Annotated in this window: 16 protein-coding genes and 1 other annotated feature; of the genes, 14 read left to right on the top strand and 2 right to left on the bottom strand. The window is 54.5% G+C overall.

The annotated features are described in order from the left end of the window. Window positions 1-141 precede the first annotated feature (141 nt). The 4 genes from clpX to yihA all read left to right on the top strand — a co-directional run bounded on the left by clpX (window position 142) and on the right by yihA (window position 6,428). Complete coding sequence (clpX, locus tag M493_RS12785; protein WP_020960779.1) at window positions 142-1,407, top strand: ATP-dependent protease ATP-binding subunit ClpX; 1,266 nt, start codon at window positions 142-144, stop codon at window positions 1,405-1,407. Window positions 1,408-1,547: 140 nt separating this feature from the next. Beyond that, on the top strand, window positions 1,548-3,224 hold the full coding sequence (gene lonB / locus M493_RS12780; protein ID WP_020960778.1) for an ATP-dependent protease LonB: 1,677 nt from the start codon (window positions 1,548-1,550) through the stop codon (window positions 3,222-3,224). A 277-nt stretch (window positions 3,225-3,501) separates the two neighbouring features. After that, complete coding sequence (lon, locus tag M493_RS12775) at window positions 3,502-5,844, top strand: endopeptidase La (RefSeq protein WP_041267783.1); 2,343 nt, start codon at window positions 3,502-3,504, stop codon at window positions 5,842-5,844. Then, window positions 5,841-6,428 (top strand): ribosome biogenesis GTP-binding protein YihA/YsxC, encoded by a 588-nt coding sequence (gene yihA, locus M493_RS12770; RefSeq protein ID WP_020960776.1) that lies wholly within the window; start codon window positions 5,841-5,843, stop codon window positions 6,426-6,428. The genes lon and yihA overlap by 4 nt, the downstream gene beginning before the upstream one ends. A gap of 219 nt (window positions 6,429-6,647) precedes the next feature. On the opposite strand, the gene M493_RS12765 is transcribed toward yihA, so the two are convergent. Then, window positions 6,648-7,133, bottom strand: coding sequence for a LiaI-LiaF-like domain-containing protein (locus tag M493_RS12765; protein WP_020960775.1), 486 nt, complete (start codon window positions 7,131-7,133; stop codon window positions 6,648-6,650). A gap of 164 nt (window positions 7,134-7,297) precedes the next feature. Here M493_RS12765 and hemA point away from each other — a divergent pair, with 164 nt between their 5' ends. The 8 genes from hemA (at window position 7,298) to ysxE (ending at window position 15,744) form a co-directional block, all read left to right on the top strand. Continuing rightward, window positions 7,298-8,656 carry a glutamyl-tRNA reductase gene (gene hemA, locus M493_RS12760; RefSeq protein ID WP_020960774.1) on the top strand — a complete coding sequence of 453 codons (1,359 nt, stop codon included), beginning with the start codon at window positions 7,298-7,300 and terminating at the stop codon, window positions 8,654-8,656. 10 nt (window positions 8,657-8,666) lie between these two features. Further along, window positions 8,667-9,485, top strand: coding sequence for a cytochrome c biogenesis protein (gene ccsA / locus M493_RS12755; RefSeq protein ID WP_041267976.1), 819 nt, complete (start codon window positions 8,667-8,669; stop codon window positions 9,483-9,485). Window positions 9,486-9,500: 15 nt separating this feature from the next. Next, window positions 9,501-10,430, top strand: a complete 930-nt coding sequence (gene hemC, locus M493_RS12750; protein ID WP_020960772.1) for a hydroxymethylbilane synthase — start codon at window positions 9,501-9,503, stop codon at window positions 10,428-10,430. Further along, complete coding sequence (locus tag M493_RS12745; RefSeq protein WP_020960771.1) at window positions 10,430-11,218, top strand: uroporphyrinogen-III synthase; 789 nt, start codon at window positions 10,430-10,432, stop codon at window positions 11,216-11,218. The genes hemC and M493_RS12745 overlap by 1 nt, the downstream gene beginning before the upstream one ends. After that, window positions 11,202-12,176 carry a porphobilinogen synthase gene (hemB, locus tag M493_RS12740; RefSeq protein WP_020960770.1) on the top strand — a complete coding sequence of 325 codons (975 nt, stop codon included), beginning with the start codon at window positions 11,202-11,204 and terminating at the stop codon, window positions 12,174-12,176. The genes M493_RS12745 and hemB overlap by 17 nt, the downstream gene beginning before the upstream one ends. Before the next feature lie 14 nt (window positions 12,177-12,190). Then, window positions 12,191-13,483: a glutamate-1-semialdehyde 2,1-aminomutase gene (hemL, locus tag M493_RS12735; protein ID WP_020960769.1), complete on the top strand. Its 1,293-nt coding sequence runs from the start codon at window positions 12,191-12,193 to the stop codon at window positions 13,481-13,483. Between the two features lie 120 nt (window positions 13,484-13,603). Further along, entirely contained in the window at window positions 13,604-14,668 is a 1,065-nt protein-coding gene (gene spoVID / locus M493_RS12730) for a stage VI sporulation protein D (RefSeq protein WP_020960768.1), read from the top strand. 44 nt (window positions 14,669-14,712) lie between these two features. Then, window positions 14,713-15,744, top strand: coding sequence for a spore coat protein YsxE (gene ysxE / locus M493_RS12725; RefSeq protein ID WP_020960767.1), 1,032 nt, complete (start codon window positions 14,713-14,715; stop codon window positions 15,742-15,744). Here ysxE and M493_RS12720 read toward each other — a convergent pair. Then, window positions 15,741-15,929: a hypothetical protein gene (locus tag M493_RS12720; RefSeq protein WP_020960766.1), complete on the bottom strand. Its 189-nt coding sequence runs from the start codon at window positions 15,927-15,929 to the stop codon at window positions 15,741-15,743. The two genes, ysxE and M493_RS12720, sit on opposite strands and share 4 nt — an antisense overlap. A gap of 139 nt (window positions 15,930-16,068) precedes the next feature. Next, window positions 16,069-16,406, top strand: a binding site (T-box leader). A gap of 69 nt (window positions 16,407-16,475) precedes the next feature. Here M493_RS12720 and M493_RS12715 point away from each other — a divergent pair. Beyond that, window positions 16,476-19,118 carry a valine--tRNA ligase gene (locus tag M493_RS12715; protein ID WP_020960765.1) on the top strand — a complete coding sequence of 881 codons (2,643 nt, stop codon included), beginning with the start codon at window positions 16,476-16,478 and terminating at the stop codon, window positions 19,116-19,118. A 184-nt stretch (window positions 19,119-19,302) separates the two neighbouring features. Further along, on the top strand, window positions 19,303-20,610 hold the full coding sequence (locus tag M493_RS12710) for a bifunctional folylpolyglutamate synthase/dihydrofolate synthase (RefSeq protein WP_020960764.1): 1,308 nt from the start codon (window positions 19,303-19,305) through the stop codon (window positions 20,608-20,610). The last annotated feature ends 24 nt before the right edge of the window (window positions 20,611-20,634 follow it).

The following is a 20,634-nucleotide window of genomic DNA, read 5'->3' as shown; positions in this document are numbered from 1 at the left end:
TTCTAACACATCACGGATTTTTCATTCGCCTTTTTAGGAACATTTATGGTAAAATAGCGAATACATAAGTTTTGGGCAACAAAGGATGGCGAGGCACGATACATAACGCAGGCGTGATTCCGTTAGCAAGGGGTGAATAACATGTTTAAATTTAATGATGAAAAAGGGCAATTGAAGTGTTCGTTTTGCGGCAAAACGCAAGATCAAGTGCGCAAGCTCGTTGCCGGGCCGGGGGTTTACATTTGCGATGAGTGCATCGAGCTATGCACGGAGATCGTGGAAGAAGAGCTGGGCAATGAAGAAGAATTTGAATTTAAAGATGTGCCAAAGCCGGTGGAAATCCGGGAAATTTTGGACGAATATGTCATTGGCCAAGATGAAGCGAAGAAATCGCTTGCTGTCGCCGTTTACAACCATTATAAACGGATTAACTCCGGCAGCAAAATTGACGATGTCGAGTTGTCGAAAAGCAACATTTTGATGATCGGGCCGACCGGAAGTGGGAAAACGCTCTTGGCCCAAACATTGGCGCGCATTTTAAACGTGCCGTTTGCCATCGCCGATGCAACATCGCTCACAGAAGCCGGTTATGTCGGCGAGGATGTTGAAAACATTTTGCTGAAGCTCATCCAAGCGGCTGATTACGACGTTGAACGGGCAGAAAAAGGCATTATTTACATCGACGAAATCGATAAAATCGCCCGCAAGTCGGAAAACCCTTCCATTACCCGCGATGTTTCAGGTGAAGGGGTGCAACAGGCGCTGCTGAAAATTTTGGAAGGAACGATCGCCAGCGTTCCACCGCAGGGCGGCCGCAAACATCCGCACCAAGAGTTTATCCAAATCGACACGACGAACATTTTGTTTATTTGCGGCGGAGCGTTTGACGGCATTGAGCCGATTATTAAGCGCCGCCTCGGCAAAAAAGTGATCGGATTTGGGGCTGAAATGAACCAGGCAGACATGGATGAGAAAAACTTGCTGTCGAAAGTGCTGCCGGAAGACTTGCTTAAATTTGGGCTCATTCCGGAGTTCATCGGCCGGCTGCCGGTCATTACCACGCTTGAACCGCTCGATGAGCAGGCACTCATTGAAATTTTGACGAAACCGAAAAATGCAATTGTAAAGCAGTACAAAAAAATGCTCGAGCTTGACGGCGTTGAGCTTGAGTTTGAAGAAGCGGCGCTTCATGAAATCGCGAAAAAAGCGATCGAACGGAAAACCGGTGCGCGCGGCCTTCGGTCGATCATCGAAGGGATTATGCTTGATGTTATGTTTGAGCTCCCGTCGCGCGAAGATGTGCAAAAGTGCGTCATTACCCTCGACACCGTGCGCGGCACAAAGCCGCCGAAACTCATTCGCCACGACGGTACGGTGGTCGAGCATGAACGGAAAACGTCCGCTTAATGAGAAAACCGCCTTTTACGGCGGTTTCTTTTTTTGTGCCATGCCCCGGGCGTCGGCAGCCGCTTTTTTTGTTTATTCCCACCAGTTCGCGGAGATACTATCATACTACATACTACTTGAAGGCAGGAGGATATCGGGGCATGGATTGGACAAATATCGTGCTTGTCATTCAGTTGTTTTTCGGGGTCATCATTGGCCTTTATTTTTGGAATTTGTTAAAAGGGCAGCGTGTGCAAAAAGTATCCATCGATAAAGAATCGCGCAAAGAGATGGAGCAGCTCCGCAAGCTGCGTTCGATTTCGCTCACCGAGCCGCTGGCGGAAAAAGTGCGACCGAAAAGTTTTGACGATATTGTCGGCCAGGAAGACGGCATCAAGGCGCTAAAAGCGGCGCTGTGCGGTCCGAACCCGCAACATGTCATCATTTATGGACCGCCTGGCGTCGGTAAGACGGCCGCGGCCCGGCTCGTGCTGGAAGAAGCAAAAAAAAATCCGCTCTCCCCGTTTAAGAAAAACGCCGTATTCGTTGAACTGGATGCAACGACAGCGCGCTTTGACGAGCGGGGCATCGCCGACCCGCTCATCGGCTCGGTGCACGATCCGATCTACCAAGGAGCCGGGGCGATGGGACAAGCTGGCATTCCTCAGCCGAAGCAAGGGGCGGTGACGAACGCCCATGGCGGCGTTTTGTTTATTGATGAAATTGGTGAACTCCATCCGATTCAAATGAACAAGCTGCTAAAAGTGCTTGAAGATCGGAAAGTATTTTTTGAAAGCGCCTACTACAGCAAAGAAAACCCGCAAATTCCAAGCCATATTCATGACATTTTCCAAAACGGGCTGCCGGCTGATTTCCGCCTCATCGGGGCGACGACGCGAACGCCAAACGAGATTCCTCCGGCCATTCGTTCCCGTTGTTTGGAGGTGTTTTTCCGTGAGCTTGATCAAGACGAAATCGCCTTAATCGCGAAAAAAGCGGCGGAAAAAATTCGCTTGAATGTCTCCGAAAGCGGTATTCGCCTCCTTGCCGCCTATGCGCGCAACGGCCGGGAAGCGGTCAACATCATGCAGATCGCTGCCGGCATGGCCATTACAGAGAACCGGGAGAAAATTTTAGACAAAGATATCGAATGGGTCATTCACTCAAGCCAAATGGCACCGCGCTATGAGAAGAAAATCGCTTCCGCTCCGGCTGTCGGTGTGGTGAACGGGTTGGCTGTGTACGGGCCAAACACCGGTGCGCTTCTCGAAATCGAAGTGACGGCCTTGCCGGCGAAAGGAAAAGGGTCGATTAATGTGACCGGCATTGTTGAGGAAGAAAGCATCGGCAGCGCGGAAAAATCGGTGCGCCGCAAAAGCATGGCGCGCGGCTCAGCGGAAAACGTCATTACTGTGCTGCGGGCGATGGGCGTGCCGGCGGACCGCTACGATATTCATGTCAATTTTCCGGGCGGCGTACCGGTCGACGGCCCTTCGGCCGGGGTGGCGATCGCGGTCGGCATTTACTCGGCTATTTACCAGCTGCCGGTCGATCATACCGTCGCGATGACCGGAGAGATTAGCATCCGCGGCTACCTCAAACCGGTCGGCGGAGTGTTTGCCAAAATTAAAGCAGCCAAGCAAGTCGGAGCGAAAAAAGTCATTATTCCGATTGAGAACATGCAGTCGTTGCTGCGGGAAGTAAGCGGCATTCAAATTATCGCCGTCCGCCGCCTTGAAGAAGCGCTCGCTCACGTGTTCGGTGAAGAAACGCTCCGTCGGGGAACCGCGTTTTTGCCAGCTGCTGCAGCCGACCGTTCGGAGAAAAAACTCGTTTAGCCAAAGAGGAACGATGGCGGAAAGGAGCGCGTCCGCCTGCCCTTGGCGGCTGCGGAACACACCGTCTCGTGTGCGGTCGCTATATGATGCGGCCGGTTATCGGGCGGGAGCCACTGTTTGACCAGTTGTCAGCGCACGGCTTCGGCGCAAGCGGATGATCGCCGGAGTCGGTTTTTCTTTGTCTTCCGACAGGCAGCAGGCAGTTACCTCGTTTGGTGTTCGTCAAATTTTACAAATCTGGCTGTCGTACTATACAATAAACGAATAGAAGCGAGATATGGAGGTGTTCGGCGTGAACGGAAAGAAAAAGGAGACGGTCGTTCCGCTTTTGCCGCTGCGGGGATTGCTTGTGTTTCCGACGATGGTGCTCCATTTGGACGTCGGGCGCGAGAAATCGGTGAAAGCGCTCGAACAGGCGATGGTCGAGGATCATATGATTTTGCTGACATCACAAAAAGATGTCGGCATCGACGAACCAGATATGGACGACTTATATAAAATGGGGACGATTGCCCGCGTCAAGCAGCTGCTTAAACTGCCGAATGGCACGTTTCGCGTACTTGTTGAAGGGGTGGCGCGCGCGCTCATCACCGAAGTCATCAGCGAGGAGCCGTATTTTTCCGTCAAGATTGAAAAGTTTGCCGACCGGGCGGCGAAAGATTTAGAAGACGAGGCGCTCAAGCGGACGATGCTCGAATATTTCGAGCAGTACATAAATTTATCGAAGCGGCTGTCGGCTGACATTTACGCATCGATCGTTGATATTGACGAGCCGGGCCGCATGGCTGATATTATCGCCTCACATTTGCCGCTCAAGCTTGAAGAAAAACAGCGCATCTTAGAAACGATCGATGTAAAAGAACGACTGAACGAAATTATTCGCATTTTGCACAACGAGAAAGAAGTGCTCCAACTCGAGAAAAAAATTAGCGCCCGCGTCAAGCAGTCGATGGAGCGGACGCAAAAAGAGTACTATTTGCGCGAGCAAATGAAAGCCATTCAAAAAGAGCTCGGCGAAAAGGAAGGAAAAACGGGTGAAGTCGAGGCGCTCAAAGAGAAAATCGAGGCGGCCGGCATGCCGGAACATGTGAAAGAGACGGCGCTCAAGGAGCTGGACCGCTACGAAAAAATTCCGGCAACATCAGCGGAAAGCGCGGTCATCCGCAACTACTTAGACTGGCTCATCGCTTTGCCTTGGTCGAAAGAAACGGAAGACATCCACGACATTAAACGGGCGGAAGCCATTTTAAACGAGGAACATTATGGGCTCGATAAGGTGAAAGAACGGGTGCTTGAATTTTTGTCCGTACAGCAGTTGACGCGATCGTTAAAGGGGCCGATTCTTTGCCTCGCCGGACCACCGGGGGTCGGAAAAACATCGCTTGCCCGCTCGGTCGCCAAAGCGCTTGGCCGCCGCTTTGTCCGCATGTCGCTCGGCGGCGTGCGCGACGAGTCGGAAATTCGCGGCCATCGCCGCACATACGTCGGGGCGATGCCAGGCCGCATCATCCAAGGCATGAAAAAAGCAGGTACGATCAACCCGGTCTTTTTGCTTGATGAGATCGACAAAATGTCGAGCGATTTTCGCGGCGATCCGTCTGCCGCCATGCTCGAGGTGCTCGATCCGGAACAAAACCATACGTTCAGCGATCATTATATTGAAGAGCCGTACGATTTGTCGAAAGTGATGTTTATTGCCACCGCCAACAACTTGGCGACCATTCCGCAGCCGTTGTTGGACCGGATGGAAGTGATTCACATTCCGGGCTATACGGAAGTCGAAAAGCTTCATATCGCCAAATGGCATTTGCTGCCGAAACAGCTCGATGAGCACGGCTTGAAAAAGGCGGCACTCCAGGTTCGTGATGACGCGATGGTCGATATCATCCGCCACTATACGCGGGAAGCCGGCGTTCGGGAGCTTGAGCGGCAGCTTGCCGCCATTTGCCGGAAGGCGGCCCGTCTCATTGTCTCCGGCGAGAAAAAGCGGGTTGTCATTACAGAAAACAATGTCGAAGAATTTTTAGGAAAGCGAAAATACCGCTACGGCCAGGCGGAAGCGGAAGATCAAGTCGGTGTGGCAACCGGACTCGCGTACACCGCGTTTGGCGGCGATACGCTCGCCATCGAAGTGTCGCTCGCGAAAGGAAACGGCAAGCTCGTCTTGACCGGAAAGCTCGGCGATGTGATGAAAGAATCGGCGCAAGCGGCGTTCAGCTATGTACGCTCGCGCGCTGAGGAGCTCGGCATTGACCCGAAATTTCATGAAACGTATGACATTCATATTCATGTTCCGGAAGGCGCGGTGCCAAAAGACGGGCCGTCCGCGGGCATTACGATCGCGACCGCACTCATTTCCGCGTTGACGGGCAAGCCGGTGAGCCGGTTTGTCGGCATGACCGGGGAAATTACGCTGCGCGGCAGGGTGCTCGCGATCGGAGGCTTAAAAGAGAAAACGTTAAGCGCCCACCGTGCCGGACTGAAAACGGTCATTTTGCCAAAAGACAATGAAAAAGATTTAGCCGACATTCCGGAAACGGTGAAGCGCGACTTGCACTTTGTGCTTGTTTCCCATCTTGATGAAGTGTTGCCGCACGCGCTCGTGGGGTGGGAACGGTGAACGTGACAAAAGCGGAAATCGTGATCAGCGCTGTCAAGCCGGAGCAATATCCGGACGGCGGGCGGCCGGAGGTGGCGCTCGCCGGCCGTTCAAACGTCGGAAAATCATCGTTCATCAACAAAATGATCAACCGGAAAAACTTGGCGCGCACGTCATCAAAGCCAGGCAAAACGCAGACGTTGAACTTTTATTTGATTAACGATGCGTTTTACTTCGTCGACGTGCCCGGCTATGGCTTTGCCCGCGTCTCAAAGCAGGAGCGGCAAAAATGGGGGAAAATGATGGAGACGTATTTTACGACGCGCAAGCCGCTTAAAGCGGCGCTTCTGCTCGTCGATTTGCGCCATCCGCCGACGAAAGACGATGTGATGATGTACGAGTTTTTGAAGCATTATGACATTCCGGTCATCGTGATCGCGACCAAAGCCGATAAAGTGCCGCGCGGCAAGCAGGCAAAACAGGCGAAAATCGCGCGTGAAACGTTGAATATGGCTGGCGGCGACCCGCTCATTTTGTTTTCCGCTGAGACCGGGCAGGGGAAAGACGAGGCGTGGGCGGCGATCATGCCGTTTTTAGCCGGGTGACGGAAAGAGGCGTCCCGTTTTTGGAGGGGGCGCCTTTTTAGGAAGTTGGGGGAAGGAGAACATTGCACCCCAACACCGTGTTCCGAATTGCACAACTTTGTTTGCGGCGCCATAACGGCATTCCGTGCGATGTTGACAAATCCGGCGAGTCTGTTGTTCACCAGCCTTTTCGGCCCGCCGGCCGTCCGTTTCGTTAGCGGAAACCGCTTTTTCGCCCGCTTACTTCCGTTTGGCCCATAGCACATACATTCCAACGGCGATCAGCCCGAGCGGCCAAAACGTCCAGACGGAAGAAAGCCCGGTTTGCAAGAGTTGAAAGAGCGGCTGGCCGCGGCCGGAAAACGTGAACACCACCGCAAGAAACAAAAAAAAGACACCGAAGCCGGCTCCGCTTTTTTGCTTGCGGCTGCTGGCCAAAAAGGCGAGCGCGATAAGGAAAAAAAACATATTGGTCCCGCGCGGCCAAGACGGAAATGCGCCGGCGAGCAGCAGCTCGACGCCGAAGCCGAGCAAAAGGAAGCCAGGGAAGACATAATGGTACTCGCGCGCCGAGTACGCTTGGCCGAGCAGGGCGGCGCCGCAAATGGCAAGCAAAGCCGGCCAGCCTTGAAAAAGACGCAAAAATGGGATTGACAGCTGCGCGGCAAGGAAGTACAGCCCAAGCCCAATGAACAAGATGCCGGAGAAGGCGGCTTTGTTTTTCATGGTCATGTCCCCCGTTTCCCATGTAGACATGTTTGTGGTAGAATGGTCACTGTATACAGTTTATCATAGCTGGCGATGGATGTTCACAATTTTTTCAAATCGGAGTGGTGGACAGCTATGGTATAATATGTAGAAGGGATTTGCCTAAAAGGGGGGATTGCACTGTGCAAGTCATCGTTGTCGGCGTGAACTATAAAACCGCCCCTGTAGAAATTCGTGAAAAACTGGCGTTTAGCGAGACCGAGCTCGGCGAAGCGATGCAACGGCTCGCCAAGCAAAAAAGCGTGCTCGAAAACGTCATTGTGTCGACATGCAACCGGACGGAAATTTACGCGGTCGTCGATCAACTGCATACCGGCCGTTACTATATCAAATCGTTTTTAGCCGAATGGTTTGGCTTCGAGACGGAAGCGATCGCCCCGTACTTGCTTGTCTTTGAAGGGGAGGCGGCCGTCGGCCATTTGTTCCGTGTCACTGCCGGCTTAGATTCGATGGTGCTCGGGGAAACGCAAATTTTAGGGCAAGTGAAAGACAGCTATTTGCTCGCCCAAGAGATTGGGGCGACCGGCACGATTTTCAACCATCTGTTTAAACAGGCGGTGACGTTTGCCAAGCGCGCTCATTCGGAAACCGGCATCGGCGCGCATGCTGTATCGGTCAGCTATGCGGCCGTTGAGCTGGCGAAGAAAATTTTTGGCCGCCTGGCGGATAAGCACGTGTTGATCATCGGTGCCGGCAAAATGGGCGCATTGGCGGCGCAAAACTTGTATGGCAGCGGCGCCGGCAAAGTCACAGTCGTCAACCGGACGCTCGACAAAGCGAAGCAGCTCGCCGCACAGTTCGCCGGCGAGGCGAAGCCGCTCAGCGAACTGTCGTGTGCGCTTCTGGAAGCGGACATCGTCATCAGCTCGACCGGAGCAAAAGGCTACATGTTGACAAAAGAGATGGTGGCGCCGCTCGAGAAAATGCGCAAAGGCCGCCCGCTCTTTATGGTCGACATCGCCGTGCCGCGCGATTTGGATCCGGCGTTGGCCGATTTGGAGACGGTCTTTTTGTACGATATTGACGATTTGCAAGATGTGGTGGCCGCCAATTTGGCCGAGCGGCAAAAAGCAGCGGCCCGCATTGAAACGATGCTGGAGGCCGAACTTGTTGCGTTCAGCCAATGGCTGCAGACGCTCGGGGTCGTGCCGGTCATTGCGGCGCTGCGTGAAAAAGCGCTCGCCATTCAGGCGGAAACGATGAAAAGCTTGGAGCGGAAGCTGCCGCACTTGTCGGAGCGCGACCGGAAAGTGCTGAACAAGCATACGAAAAGCATCATCAACCAGCTGCTCCGCGATCCGATTTTGCAGGCGAAAGAGCTCGCTGCCAGCCCGAACGCCGAGGAGGCGCTCGAGCTGTTTATGAAAATTTTTAATATCGAAGATGCGGTGAAAGCGCAGCAACAGGGGATGAAGCGGGAAGAAGCAGTGCGGCACGACCGGCAGCAAGCGGAAGCGGCCCATCCGTCGTGGCAGCTGTAAGGTGGGATGGATCGTGGCGCCGTTGTACGAACTGTCGATTTTGCTTTACATTGCGTCCATCCTGTTATACTTCATTGATTTTTTGCAGCAAAACCGGAAGGCGAACGAAACCGCCTTCTGGTTGCTTTCTGTTGTCTGGCTGCTGCAGACGTTGGTGTTCGCCTTCCGCATCATGGAAACGAAGCGCTTTCCGATTTTGACGATGTCGGAAGGGCTTTATTTTTACGCCTGGCTGCTCATTACGCTGTCGCTCGTGATCAACCGGCTGTTGCGCGTCGATTTCATCGTCTTTTTTACGAACGTGCTCGCCTTTTTTATTTTGGCCATTCACACGTTTGTGCCGTCATCGCAGTCGCCGGCCATCGCCGAACGGCTCGTCTCGGAGCTTCTGATCATTCATATTACGCTCGCGCTCGGAGCATACGCTGCTTTTTCGGTGTCCTTTATTTTTTCGGTGCTGTATATGCTGCAATACAGTTTGTTGAAAAGGAAAAAATGGGGAGCGCGCCTGTGGCGGATGGCCGATTTGGCGAAGCTCGATTTTTTGTCTTATGTTTTAAATTTGCTCGGCTTGCCTATGTTGTTACTAGGGCTCATTCTCGGTGTCATCTGGGCATACATTCAACTTGACCACTTCCGTTGGTATGACGCGAAAGTGCTCGGGTCGTTTGTCGTTCTTCTCGTTTATAGCATCTACTTTTACAAACGGGTCGTCCGGCAGATGCAAGGGAAGGCGATTGCGCTATGGAATATTGGTTCGTTTTTATTTTTGCTTGTGAACTTTTTCTTGTTTGGCAGTCTGTCAAAATTCCATTTTTGGTATGCGTAATTGGGGAGGAACGAAATGCGAAACATTGTCGTTGGCTCACGGCGCAGCAAGCTCGCCTTGACCCAGACAAACTGGGTCATCGACGAATTGAAGCGTCTCGGGGCGCCGTTTACGTTTGAGGTGAAGGAAATCGTCACGAAAGGAGACCGCGTGCTCGATGTCACGCTTTCCAAAGTGGGCGGAAAAGGGCTGTTTGTGAAAGAGATCGAGCATGAATTGCTCACCGGCGGCATCGATATGGCCGTTCACAGCATGAAAGATATGCCGGCGGTGCTGCCGGACGGGTTGGTGATCGGCTCGGTGCCGCGCCGCGAAGATGCGCGCGATGTGCTCGTGAGCAAGGGGAAGCGGACGTTGTCTGACTTGCCGCCGGGAGCGGTCATCGGCACGAGCAGCCTGCGCCGATCGGCACAGTTGCTCGCTTATCGCCCGGATTTGACGATCAAATGGATTCGCGGCAATATTGATACGAGGCTGGCGAAGCTGGAAAACGAGGATTACGACGCAATCGTGCTGGCGGCCGCCGGCTTGGTGCGCATGGGGTGGAGCGGTGACGTGATCAGCGACTACTTGCCGCCGGACGTTTGCGTCCCGGCCGTCGGCCAAGGGGCGCTTGCGGTGGAATGCCGTGAAGATGATGCGGAGCTGCGGGAATGGTTAAACCGCCTAAACGATGAGCGAACCGAGCGGGCGGTGCGGGCGGAGCGCGCCTTTTTGCAGCAAATGGAAGGCGGATGCCAAGTGCCGATTGCCGGCTATGCGGAAGTGGAAGGGGAAACGGTGCGTCTCACCGCACTTGTTGCTTCGCCGGATGGCAACGAAATGTACAAAGAAATCGTGGCCGGCCTCGATCCGGAGGCGGTTGGCCGGCAGGCGGCCGCCATGTTGAGTGAGCAAGGGGCGAAGGCGCTTATTGAACGGGTGAAAAAGGAGTTGGATCAATAATGGCTGAACGTCGGCTCGCCGGCAAGGCGGTGCTCGTGACCCGCGGGAAGGAGCAGGCAACTTCGTTTTCTGCCAAATTGCGCGCTGCCGGCGCTATGCCGGTTGAGATTCCGTTAATTTCCATCCGGCCGGCCGCCGCGCCGGAAGACATCGCCGCCGCAGTCGAACGGCTTCACGATTATCGTTGGCTCGTCTTGACAAGCGCGAACGCGGTGCGCTTTTTTTGCCCGTATCTCCCGCCGTCGTCGCTTGTGCCTGACATCGCTGTCGTCGGACGGCAGACGGCGGCGGCGCTCGCCGAATTCGGCTTTTCGCCGGCGCTCATGCCGGATGATTTCACCGCTGAGCGGCTGGCAGCCGTCCTTGCGCCTCGCCTCCGCCAAGGGGATCGGGTGTTGTTTGTCAAAGGGGATTTGGCCCGCCCGACGTTGCCTGAGGCGCTCAGGAAAGCAGGGGCGTTGGTCGATGAGCTGACGGTGTACCGCACCGTGCCCGATGCGAGCGGGCGCGAACGGCTGTTGGCGCTGCTATGCGAGCGGAAAATCGATGTGATTACGTTGATGAGCCCTTCGACCGTCCATAGTCTTGTCCACCTTCTCGGCGGCGAAATGCCGGCGCTTCTTGAAGGGGTCACCATCGCCTGCATCGGGCCGGTGACGAAAAAAGCGGCGGAGCGGGAAGGGATCACAGTACATATTTGTCCAATCGATTATACAGCTGATGGTATGATAAAAGCGATGGAACAATATTTTTCCATGGAGGGACGATCATATGGCGTTGACATTTGACCGACACCGCCGCCTGCGGCAAACGGCCGCACTGCGGGCGATGGTGCGCGAGACGCATCTTCGTGTTGACGATCTCATTTATCCGCTGTTTGTCGTCGAAGGGAGCGGCATTCGCCGCGAAGTGCCGTCAATGCCTGGGGTGTACCATTTGTCACTCGACCGCTTGGCGGAGGAAATCGACGAAATCGTCAAGCTCGGCATTCCGGCGATTATGTTGTTTGGTGTGCCGGATGACAAAGATGAAGTCGGTACACAGGCGTATTGCGAAACCGGCATCGTCCAGCGGGCAACCCGCCAAATTAAAGCACAATGCCCGGAACTGATCGTTATTGCCGACACGTGTTTGTGTGAATATACAAGCCACGGCCATTGCGGCGTCGTGGAGAACGAACATGTGTTGAACGATCCGTCGCTTGAGCTGCTCGTCAAAACGGCGGTCAGTCAAGCGAAAGCAGGTGCTGACATCATCGCACCGTCGAACATGATGGACGGCTTTGTCGCCGCCATCCGTCAAGGATTGGATGAAGCCGGATTGGAAAACGTGCCGATCATGTCGTATGCCATTAAATACGCTTCGGCGTTTTACGGCCCGTTCCGCGACGCGGCTGACAGCGCGCCGCAGTTCGGTGACCGGAAAACGTATCAAATGGATCCGGCCAACCGTCTTGAAGCGTTTCGCGAGGCGGAATCCGATGTGAAAGAAGGCGCCGATTTCTTAATGGTGAAGCCGGCGTTGGCGTATATGGACATCATCCGCGACATCAAAAACCGCTTTCCGCTTCCGCTTGTCGCTTATAACGTGAGCGGCGAGTATTCGATGGTCAAGGCGGCGGCGCAAAACGGCTGGATCGACGAGAAAGCGGTCGTGATGGAAATGCTGACCGGCATGAAGCGGGCGGGTGCTGATTTGATCATCACGTATTTTGCGAAAGACGTCGCCCGTTGGCTGGCGGAATAGAGGAGGTCGGAACTGTGCGAAGCTATGAACGGTCGAAAGCCGCTTACGAAGAGGCAGTCAACTTGATGCCGGGTGGGGTGAACAGCCCGGTGCGCGCCTTTAAGTCGGTCGGCATGACGCCGATCTTTATGGCGCGCGGCCAAGGTTCGAAAATTTACGATATTGACGGCAACGAATATATCGACTATGTATTGTCATGGGGGCCGCTCATTTTAGGACATGCCCATCCGCAAGTCGTGGAAGCGTTAAAGCGCATGGCGGAACAAGGAACGAGCTTTGGCGCCCCGACGCTTCTGGAAAGCGAGTTGGCCAAACTCGTCATCGAGCGGGTGCCGTCGGTTGAAATCGTACGCATGGTCAACTCCGGAACTGAGGCGACGATGAGCGCACTTCGCCTTGCGCGCGGCTATACGAAGCGCAACAAAATCATCAAATTCGAAGGCAGCTACCATGGCCATGGCGATTCGCTGCTCATTAAAGCCGGCTCCGGCGTGGCGACGCTCGGCTTGCCGGACAGCCCGGGCGTACCGGAATCGGTCGCCCAACATACGATCACCGTTCCGTATAACGATTTAGACAGCGTCCGCTATGCATTTGAGCGGTTTGGCGAAGACATCGCCGCGGTGATCGTTGAGCCGGTGGCCGGCAACATGGGCGTCGTGCCGCCTGTTCCCGGCTTTTTGGAAGGACTGCGGGACGTGACAAAACAATACGGCGCCCTGCTTATTTTTGACGAGGTCATGACCGGCTTCCGCGTCGACTACCGCTGCGCCCAAGGGTATTATGGGGTTGAACCGGATTTGACGTGCCTTGGCAAAGTGATCGGCGGCGGCCTGCCGGTTGGGGCGTATGGCGGGAAAGCGGACATTATGGAACTCGTTGCGCCGAGCGGGCCGGTGTACCAGGCAGGCACACTATCCGGCAACCCGCTCGCCATGACGGCTGGTTACGAAACGCTCCGCCAGCTGACGCCGGAAACGTATAAAGAGTTCAGCCGCAAGGCGGCGCGCCTCGAAGAAGGGTTGCGCCAAGCGGCCGGAAAATATGATATTCCGCATACAATCAACCGCGCCGGATCGATGATCGGCTTGTTCTTCACGAACGAACCGGTGGTCAATTACGAAACGGCGAAAACGTCTGACTTGGAGCTGTTTGCCGCTTATTACCGGGAAATGGCGAATGAAGGCATTTTCTTGCCGCCGTCGCAATTTGAAGGGCTGTTTTTGTCGACGGCGCACAGCGATGAGGATATCGAGTATACGATTGCCGCAGCGGAGCGGGTGTTTGCCCGCCTGCGCAAGGCGTGAGCTAATCAGGCTGCTGATCGACGGCAGCCTGATTTTTTTATCATACCGCCTCTTTTTCGCTCATACAATGGATAATGTCATAGAAACCATTAGGTGAAGGGACGGAAGGAGGAGGCCCGGTTGGAGCAATCGTATTTGCGTTTTTCATTGGAAGAGTCAGTCTGGTTTAAAAGCGGACAGGAAGTCGCCGAATTTTTGTCGATTTCCCTTGACCCTGTGATCTCTGTCGACGAGTACGATCAATATATTACGATTCGCGGCGCGCTTGAACTAAACGGAGAGTTTCACCCGGCAAGCGGAGGAGAGGCTCCGGAAGTGGACAGCGACGCATTTGATTTTGCCAGCTATCGTTACATTCAGCACATTTCCGTGCGCGAGGATGGCATTTGCGAGCTGTCGCACCGGTTTCCGATCGATATAACGATTCCGAAAAACCGCATTCGTGATCTTGATGATGTATACGTTACAGTGGAAACGTTTGACTATGACTTAGGTGATAACGGGAGACTGCTTGTGACTGCTGATATTTCGATCAGCGGGATTAGTGAAGCGCCGCTTGTCGATGACTTGCCTGCCGATGACGAAGATGAGGAGCCGCTTTTTGCCCCGTTCGAGTCGGTCGCCCGCAAGGAGGCAGCCGACGATGAGACGTTCACATCGGAGGACCGTCCCGCTGATGAGGCGGATGAACAGACTGTCGCAGCGGGCGAGGAACTGCCGGTTTCCGCCTTTGAACCGGCGGCTGTACGTCATGAACAAACGCCGTCTGATGAAGAAGAGGACGTAAAAGAACCATTTTTGCCGCTTGAGACGGAAACGAAAGCGGTGAGTGCGGAAGCGGAAGAGGAACTTGCTCCCCTGTTGCCGCCAACGGAGGCGAAAGTCTCAATCGGGGCCGCCAAAAAGGCAGGAAATGAGGAGGAAGAGGAAGAACAACAGACGGAAGTGAAAAGCGAAAACGCCCTTTACTTAACAAAGCTGTTTGCGAAAAGTGAAGCGGAAGAGTTTACAAAAGTAAAAATTTGCATCGTCCAGCAAGGAGACTCGTTGGACAAGATTGCTGAGCGGTATGATGTGACTATCTCCCAGCTTTTGCGCGCCAACGATTTAGAAAGCCCGGATGATGTGCACGAGGGGCAGCTGTTATATATTCCGGCCATGGCGGGAAGCCGTCCTTTCTTATGAGAGGGACGCTTTCCGTTTCTTTTGCCGGCGAGGGGGCGTAACGGATGACCATACGGTCTGAAACGTATCGCGCCGTGCTTCACCAGTATGGGCTTCAGCCGCGGCATATCGAACAGCGGGGCAAAGCGGTTAAAGTGCATACTGACCGCGGTGTGTTTGCCTTAAAACCGCTCGATGACGAACAGGAGGCGGCCGCCATTTGGCAGTCACTCCACTATTACGGGCGCCATTGCCCCCCACATTATGGGACGCGGCTGCGGTCGCTGTTTGCGGCCGAAGGGGGGCGCCTCTATTATTTGCAAGCATGGCACGAAGGCGAAACGGGGGGGAAGGAAGAAGCCGTCCGCGCCTTTTTTCGCGGGCTGGCGCACCTTCACCGCGCTACCGTCCGTTTTGTTAAAGTAAGCGAGGAGGAGATCAACGCTTACCGGAAGCAAAAAAAAGAGGAATGGCAACGGGAGCGGGCGGTTTGGGAAGAGCGGATCGAGCGGTATGAAACAGCTTGGTACATGTCGCCGTTTCAGCTGCAGTGCTGCACGTATTTTCATGAGGTGATGCGCGCGTATTGGTTTGCCGAGGAGCAGCTTGCCGCTTGGGAGGAAGCGGTGAAGGAAACGAAACAATGGCGAATCGCCTGGGTGCACGGAAAGGCGCGCCTTTCCCATTACGTGACGCCGTATTGGATCAGCTGGGAGCGAGCACACTGGAATTCTCCGGTATACGATTTGACCGCTGCGTTTCGCATTCATGTCCGGATGTTTCCGCCACTCGGACAGGAATGGATAGAGGGGATCGATGAATACGAAAAGGAGCTGCCGTTATCTCCGGCGGAACGGGCGTTTCTATACAGCCATCTGGCTGAACCGCGCGGGTTTGTCCGCTGCCTTGAACGATATGAGGCCGCTTCGCACATGGAGCGGAACGAGCGCGAACACGTCGCTGCCCTGTTGCGCTGCTATATGGCTTTTAAAAACATGGAGGCCGTCGTCATGCATCTTGTCCAACGCGACGCCGCGCAGCCGCAGGGTGAGACAGACGGCTCCGAGGCACCGGCAGATGAGGGCGGCAGCCGTTAAATCCATTCCAAATGGAGCGCCACAGCGAGTAAAACAAATACCGCCAATAAGATGACATCGAACGTCGTCGGCAAAAAAATGGTGCGAATGGCTTGAAAAATGGTAAGCGGGATGATCACTTGGGCGCAGACGGCGCGCACTTGCCTTAGCCACGGCGGCCACGAATACGGGTTGAATCGCCGCATCGGCGTTCCCTCCTTCCTAGGTTTACTATACAATATGAAGCGAAAAAATGTTTGTCACCAACCGATGGCCAATGGAATAAATAAATAAAAACTTGGCAAAGATGATGGACAATGGTAGTATAATAATCGAACGATGATGATAAAAGCGAAGACGGGGAGGAGTACAGCAATCCGCGCCTGCAGAGAGGGAAATCAAAAGCTGTGAGATTTCCTAGGATGACGGCTGCTGGAAGGTCGCCCCTGAGCTGCTTCGTTGAACGGCGGGTTCCCGCCTAGTAGAGGAAGCCGGCTTTGCGCCGTTATGCGAATGAAGCGCTTAAGCCTTTAGAAGGCTGAAACACAGTCCGCTTTTTGGCTCGGCAAACGAAGCCGATTTTTCACCGGTGGTTTTGGCCGTGTTGCGGTCTTCTCCATCGCCAGCCTTCCAGGCTTAAGAAAAAAGGTGGTACCGCGAAAGCAGCTCCTTTCGTCCTTTTTCGGATGAAAGGGGCTTTTTTGCTGGCTATAGGCCGCACTGTCCATCATGTCGAGGGAGGGAAATGAAACATGGCACAGCATGAAGTATCGATGCCGCCGAAATACGACCATCGCGCCGTCGAAACAGGGCGCTATGAGTGGTGGCTGAAAGGGAAATTTTTTGAAGCGACCGGCGATCCGGACAAACAACCGTTTACGATCGTCATCCCGCCGCCGAACGTCACCGGCAAGCTGCACTTAGGGCATGCGTGGGATACAACGCTGCAAGATATCATTACGCGCATGAAGCGGATGCAAGGGTATGACGTGCTCTGGCTTCCGGGAATGGACCACGCCGGCATCGCCACCCAGGCGAAAGTCGAGGAAAAACTGCGCCAGCAAGGGCTGTCGCGCTACGACTTAGGCCGTGAGAAGTTTTTAGAAGAAACGTGGAAATGGAAAGAAGAATATGCCGGGCATATTCGCAGCCAATGGGCGAAGTTAGGGCTTGGGCTCGATTACACGCGCGAGCGGTTTACGCTTGATGAAGGGCTGTCCAAAGCGGTGCGCGAAGTGTTCGTTTCGCTCTATCGAAAAGGGCTCATTTACCGCGGCGAGTACATTATTAACTGGGATCCGGTGACGAAAACGGCGTTGTCGGACATTGAGGTCGTGTATAAAGAAGTCAAAGGCGCGCTCTATCATATGCGCTATCCGCTTGCCGACGGCTCCGGTTACATTGAAGTGGCGACGACCCGCCCGGAAACGATGCTCGGCGATACGGCCGTTGCCGTCCATCCGGATGATGAGCGGTACAAGCATTTGATCGGCAAAACGGTCAAGCTGCCGATCGTCGGCCGTGAAATTCCGATCATTGCCGACGAATACGTCGACATGGAATTCGGCTCCGGGGCGGTCAAAATTACGCCGGCGCACGACCCGAACGACTTTGAAATCGGCAACCGCCACAACTTGCCGCGCATTCTCGTCATGAACGAAGACGGCACGATGAACGAAAACGCCATGCAATACCAAGGGCTTGACCGGTTTGAATGCCGGAAGCAAATCGCCCGCGATTTGCAAGAACAAGGCGTTTTGTTCAAAATCGAGGAGCACGTTCACTCTGTCGGCCATAGCGAACGGAGCGGCGCGGTCGTCGAGCCGTATTTGTCGACGCAATGGTTTGTGAAAATGAAGCCGCTCGCCGAAGCGGCCATCAAGCTCCAGCAGACGGACGGCAAAGTGCAGTTTGTGCCGGAGCGGTTTGAGAAAACGTATTTGCATTGGCTTGAGAACATCCGCGACTGGTGCATTTCGCGCCAGCTTTGGTGGGGGCACCGCATTCCGGCGTGGTATCATAAAGAAACGGGCGAAGTGTACGTCGACCATGAGCCGCCAAGCGACATTGAAAACTGGGAGCAGGACCCTGACGTGCTTGACACATGGTTCAGCTCGGCGCTCTGGCCGTTCTCGACAATGGGCTGGCCGGATACAGAATCGCCGGATTACAAGCGCTACTACCCGACCGACGTGCTTGTCACCGGCTATGACATCATCTTCTTCTGGGTGTCGCGCATGATTTTCCAAGGGCTCGAATTCACTGGGAAGCGGCCGTTTAAAGATGTCTTGATCCATGGCCTCGTCCGCGACGCCCAAGGGCGGAAAATGAGCAAGTCACTCGGCAACGGCGTCGATCCGATGGATGTCATCGACCAATACGGCGCTGATGCGCTCCGGTACTTTTTAGCAACCGGCAGCTCGCCGGGGCAAGACTTGCGCTTTAGCACGGAAAAAGTCGAAGCGACATGGAATTTTGCCAATAAAATTTGGAACGCCTCGCGCTTCGCCTTAATGAACATGGGCGGCATGACGCACGAAGAACTCGATTTGAGCGGCGAAAAAACGGTCGCCGACCATTGGATTTTAACGCGCTTAAATGAAACGATTGAGACGGTGACAAAACTCGCGGAAAAATACGAGTTCGGTGAAGTCGGGCGCACGCTGTACAACTTTATTTGGGACGATTTGTGCGATTGGTATATCGAAATGGCAAAGCTGCCGCTTTACGGTGACGACGAAGCGGCGAAACAAACGACGCGCTCCGTGTTGGCGTATGTGCTCGACAACACAATGCGTCTGCTTCACCCGTTTATGCCGTTCATTACCGAGGAAATTTGGCAAAACTTGCCGCACGAAGGCGAATCGATCACCGTCGCTCCGTGGCCAAAGGTGCGCCCTGAGCTGTCAAACGAAAAAGCGGCTGAGGAAATGCGGCTGTTGGTTGATATCATCCGCTCCGTCCGCAACATCCGCGCTGAGGTGAACACACCGCCAAGCAAGCCGGTGGCGCTCTACTTGAAGGTAAAAGACGAGAAAGTGCGCGATGTGCTTATGAACAACCGCGCTTATTTGGAGCGGTTCTGCAACCCGAGCGAGCTGTTGATCGATGTGGATGTTCCGATGCCGGAGAAAGCGATGACCGCGGTCGTCACCGGCGCCGAGCTCATTTTGCCGCTTGAAGGGTTGATCAACATCGAAGAAGAAATCAAGCGGCTTGAAAAAGAGCTCGACAAATGGAACAAAGAAGTCGAACGCGTCGAAAAGAAACTGGCGAACGAAGGCTTTTTGGCGAAAGCGCCGGCCCATGTCGTCGAAGAAGAGCGGCGCAAGCGGCAAGATTACATGGAAAAACGCGAAGCCGTCCAAGCGCGCCTCGCTGAGTTGAAACGGTAGACAAACGATCTTATCGTTGATTATGATGAAGACGAATCCGCTTGCGGGCGGGTTCGTCTTTTTCGATAGGGATGATGATGCCGAAGGAAAATGCCTTCGACATGTACGATTCAGCTTTTGCCCCAATTGCCGCATGAAATCGGCAGCGTGGACAAGACAGCAACGAACGAGGAGGACGATGGACATGGTTCGAACTTATGACGAAGCGGTCGCCTGGATTCATGGACGGCTGCGGCTCGGCATGAAACCCGGGTTGAAACGAATGGAATGGATGATGGAAAAACTTGGCCACCCGGAACGCCGCGTCCGCGCCGTCCATATCGGGGGAACGAACGGAAAAGGGTCGACCGTCGCCTACTTGCGCTCGATTTTGCAGGCGGCGGGCTATTCGGTTGGAACGTTCACGTCGCCGTATGTCGAGCAGTTTAACGAGCGGATCAGCATCAACGGCGAACCGATTTCCGATCAGGAGATCGTCGAGCTCGTGCAAGTCATTCAGCCGCTCGCGGATGAATTGGAAAAAACCGAACTTGGCGGGCCGACCGAATTTGAAGTCATCACGGCTATGATGCTATATTATTTTGGAAAACAGAACGTTCAAGACATCGTGCTCGTCGAGGTCGGGCTTGGCGGCCGTCTCGATTCGACGAACGTCATTTATCCGCTCGTTTCCGTCATTACAAACGTCAGCTATGATCATATGAACATTTTAGGCGATACGCTCGCGCAAATCGCCGCGGAAAAAGCAGGGATCATCAAGCCGGGCGTGCCGCTTGTGACGGCGGTGAAGGAACCGGAGGCGTGGGAGGTGATCGCCAAAACGGCGGCGGAGCGGAAGGCGAAACTGTACCGGCTCGGCGTTGATTTTACTGTAACAGACTGGAAAACGACTGCCGAAGGGGAACAGTTTTCCCTCGCCACGCCGTTTGCCGAATACCGCGATGTGCGCATTCAAATGCCCGGCGCCCATCAAGTTGACAACGCGGCGGTGGCGGTGATGGCGGCGGAGTTGTTGCGGCTTGGCTATTCGTTTTTGATCGATCCGGAGCATATCGCCGATGGACTCGCCGCCGCCGCCTGGCCCGGCCGGTTTGAGCAGGTGAGCGGCAACCCGCTGATCATCCTTGACGGCGCCCATAACGAAGCCGGCATCCGCGCCCTTGTCGAGACGGTGCGCGCTCATTATCCCGACAAACGCGTCCATGTTTTGTTCGCCGCGCTGACGGACAAGCCGCTTGAGCGAATGATCGAACCGCTCGATGAGCTCGCGGACACGATCACCTTTACGACGTTTGATTTTCCGCGCGCGGCGGCGGCCGAGGATCTTGCCGCCCTTTCGTCCCACCCGCACAAAGCTGTTGTGGGCGATTGGACCGCCTGGATAGACGGAAAGAAAAAAGAGGCGGGAAGCGATGACTTGCTGCTGATCACCGGATCGCTTTATTTTATATCCGAAGCGCGGAAACTATTAAAAAAACATACCAAGCGATGAAAAGGATTGATATAATGGAAGAAA

It is taken from the genome of Geobacillus genomosp. 3 (assembly GCF_000445995.2).
Classification (GTDB): Bacteria; Bacillota; Bacilli; order Bacillales; family Anoxybacillaceae; genus Geobacillus.
Note: the sequence above shows the minus strand (reverse complement) of the source record. Positions and strands in the feature narration are given on the sequence as shown.

Excerpts from the sequence above, each read along its gene's own strand:
- lonB (WP_020960778.1), top strand. The coding sequence starts at position 1,548 with ATGGATTGGACAAATATCGTGCTTGTCATTCAGTTGTTTTTCGGGGTC.
- M493_RS12765 (WP_020960775.1), bottom strand. The coding sequence starts at position 7,133 with ATGAAAAACAAAGCCGCCTTCTCCGGCATCTTGTTCATTGGGCTTGGG.
- M493_RS12745 (WP_020960771.1), top strand. The coding sequence starts at position 10,430 with ATGGCTGAACGTCGGCTCGCCGGCAAGGCGGTGCTCGTGACCCGCGGG.
- ysxE (WP_020960767.1), top strand. The coding sequence starts at position 14,713 with ATGACCATACGGTCTGAAACGTATCGCGCCGTGCTTCACCAGTATGGG.
- M493_RS12715 (WP_020960765.1), top strand. The coding sequence starts at position 16,476 with ATGGCACAGCATGAAGTATCGATGCCGCCGAAATACGACCATCGCGCC.
- hemC (WP_020960772.1), top strand. The coding sequence starts at position 9,501 with ATGCGAAACATTGTCGTTGGCTCACGGCGCAGCAAGCTCGCCTTGACC.
- clpX (WP_020960779.1), top strand. The coding sequence starts at position 142 with ATGTTTAAATTTAATGATGAAAAAGGGCAATTGAAGTGTTCGTTTTGC.
- M493_RS12710 (WP_020960764.1), top strand. The coding sequence starts at position 19,303 with ATGGTTCGAACTTATGACGAAGCGGTCGCCTGGATTCATGGACGGCTG.
- lon (WP_041267783.1), top strand. The coding sequence starts at position 3,502 with ATGGAGGTGTTCGGCGTGAACGGAAAGAAAAAGGAGACGGTCGTTCCG.
- M493_RS12720 (WP_020960766.1), bottom strand. The coding sequence starts at position 15,929 with ATGCGGCGATTCAACCCGTATTCGTGGCCGCCGTGGCTAAGGCAAGTG.
- hemB (WP_020960770.1), top strand. The coding sequence starts at position 11,202 with ATGGCGTTGACATTTGACCGACACCGCCGCCTGCGGCAAACGGCCGCA.